At 49.2% G+C, this 2189-nt stretch carries 3 protein-coding genes and 1 tRNA gene; 1 reads left to right on the forward strand and 3 read right to left on the reverse strand.

The features are described 5' to 3' along the window. Positions 1-485 (forward strand): Uma2 family endonuclease (locus NZ772_17775; GenBank protein ID MCS6815405.1); only part of this gene is annotated, 485 nt, incomplete at its 5' end. Between the two features lie 34 nt (positions 486-519). On the opposite strand, the gene NZ772_17780 is transcribed toward NZ772_17775, so the two are convergent. The 3 genes from NZ772_17780 to NZ772_17790 form a co-directional block, all read right to left on the reverse strand. Continuing rightward, positions 520-601 (reverse strand) — tRNA-Leu (locus tag NZ772_17780). Positions 602-618: 17 nt separating this feature from the next. After that, on the reverse strand, positions 619-1359 hold the full coding sequence (locus tag NZ772_17785) for a ComF family protein (GenBank protein MCS6815406.1): 741 nt from the start codon (positions 1357-1359) through the stop codon (positions 619-621). A gap of 58 nt (positions 1360-1417) precedes the next feature. Further along, positions 1418-2038: a hypothetical protein gene (locus tag NZ772_17790; GenBank protein MCS6815407.1), complete on the reverse strand. Its 621-nt coding sequence runs from the start codon at positions 2036-2038 to the stop codon at positions 1418-1420. Positions 2039-2189: the final 151 nt, after the last annotated feature.

Here is a 2189-nt window from a genome sequence, read left to right on the forward strand (position 1 = left end):
TCTGTCCAGGCTATCGACTGTCGTTTCTGGACGGCGTTTTGGAGGTACGACGCATGCCTGGAGAACCTCACGAAACAGTTAAGAAGAGAATTGCATCTCTGCTAGAACTGTTCCTGTTGGCGGCGGGATTTGACTTTACCCCCACTGGCTCAATGACGCTAGAAAATGAAGCCCTAGCTGTGAAGCGTGAAGCCGATGAGTCCTATAAACTTGCGCCGGGGAGAAAAATTCCCGATTTAGCGATCGAAGTTGTGGTTTCTAGCGGTGGCATCGATAAACTAGAGGCTTACCGACGACTGAAGATTAGAGAAGTCTGGTTTTGGGAGGATGGCGTACTAGAGTTCTATCATCTCAGGGAACAGGGTGATGCTTTGGTCTATGAGCAGATCACTGAGAGCGAGGAAGTACAGGGCATCGATCGTGAATTATTGTCCCGTTGCATCCTAATGGCAAACCATGTTGATGCCCTAAAGACATTTCAATAGGCTATTCTGAGCAGGAAGCTAGTTAAAGAGTGAATGCGGATGATAGGACTTGAACCTACACTTCGTGAGAAACCAGAACCTAAATCTGGCGCGTCTACCAATTCCGCCACATCCGCATAACCTACTACCCATTTTAATCGACATCTGGCCACTTGGTGTGTTTTTGCAACGGACGATAGCTGATTGGATCGCTCATTAACTGTGCACGAGCAAGCACTACCACGGCTAAGACGGAAATACCTTGGTTGTGAAAGGCTTGTATGGCCGCTTGAGCTGTAGCTCCAGTGGTGTAGATGTCATCTAGGATAATGACACTAGGGGACGATCGTTGCATCAACCTGCGATCCACAACAAAAGCACCTAACAAGTTTTGGGTACGATTAGCAGCAGACAGCATGAACTGGGCTTCAGTTTCTCGGATCCGCTGCAAGCCATAGGGTGCTAAGGGCAACTCTGCTACCTGACAGAATCCTCGTGCCAACAACTCGGCCTGGTTGTAGCCCCGTTTACGCTGTTTCGCCGGATGCAGGGGAATGGGAACCACTAGGGGTTGTGAAGAACCTTGCCAATGGGGAAGTGTCTTGTGAAGTATCCGCCACTGCTCTCCCATCCATTGCCCTAGTGGACGAGCAATTTGGGGTTGGTTTTCATACTTTAAGGCAGCGATTGCCCGTCGCAGCGCTCCACTATAGTCTCCCCAAGCATATAACAGCACTTGATTCCCCAATGGCTCCTGACGAGGAGCTAACTGACAGTGCTGAAGCTGGCGTTGACAGGCAAGGCAAAATACCTGAGCTGTTGATCGCTGACAGAGTGGGCAACTAGACTTCAGGAACAGATTGAGCAGTCCCGTTAGTGGCTGAAACCATCCCATGAGCTACCTGCACCTACCAGCTAACACCGTGCCAATTACAGCCAATCAGAATAGCCAATCACAACAAAGGCAACGAATAGTGATTGAGTATGTCTCGTGCCATTCGCACTAGGTGCTCAGAGCCTTCGATCATTAGCAGATAGTGACCTTGGTGCAGATGATGCCGATAGATGCCAGCAGCACTACCTTCCCCCAAGAACCCAACCAGTGCACCAATAACTGTGCCTAGAAATCCGGTTATGATCCCAGTAGCCAGAACTAGAGTAATCGAACTCAAACCAGAGGGAACAGCTATCACCAAACTGAGGACAAGGATGGTGACTAATCCCAAGAATGACCCGATTGTCCCTAGCAATAACCCCCAGCGCATACCTTGGCTAAGGGCAATCCGCATGGGTCTGTGTAATCCAACTCGATCAGGGGTGCTATAGCCTGCCCCAACAATTGCCAGATGCTCTGGTGATATTCCCTCCACTTGCAGCATACGATATGCTTGAAACACCGCTGCTTCATTAGGAAAAACCACTACTGCTAGATGGGAACGACGGGGAACCATTGCCTTACGTAAGAGCCGCTTTGCCATAACCAGCTCGACCACCAATTGCTGCAAAAACTGGCTTAATCCTAGCGTTAGTCGGCCAAAAACTCGAATATTTATCGTGAATTTAACGATCGTCACACAGCGTTAGCAGGCTAGGAGCTGCCACGATCGCAACAACTCATCACATCATCTAACCTGTGAAGGCAACCATTACTTACGCTGAGAGAGATATTGACTACCTAAGAGAATAGCATCCCCAAGATCAACGTCCCCATCTTTATCTGCATCT

This window comes from Cyanobacteriota bacterium, assembly GCA_025054735.1.
GTDB lineage: Bacteria > Cyanobacteriota > Cyanobacteriia > SKYG9 > SKYG9 > SKYG9.

Bases quoted from the DNA above. Each gene is read 5' to 3' on its own strand.
- NZ772_17785 (MCS6815406.1), bottom strand. From the start codon at position 1,359: ATGGGATGGTTTCAGCCACTAACGGGACTGCTCAATCTGTTCCTGAAG.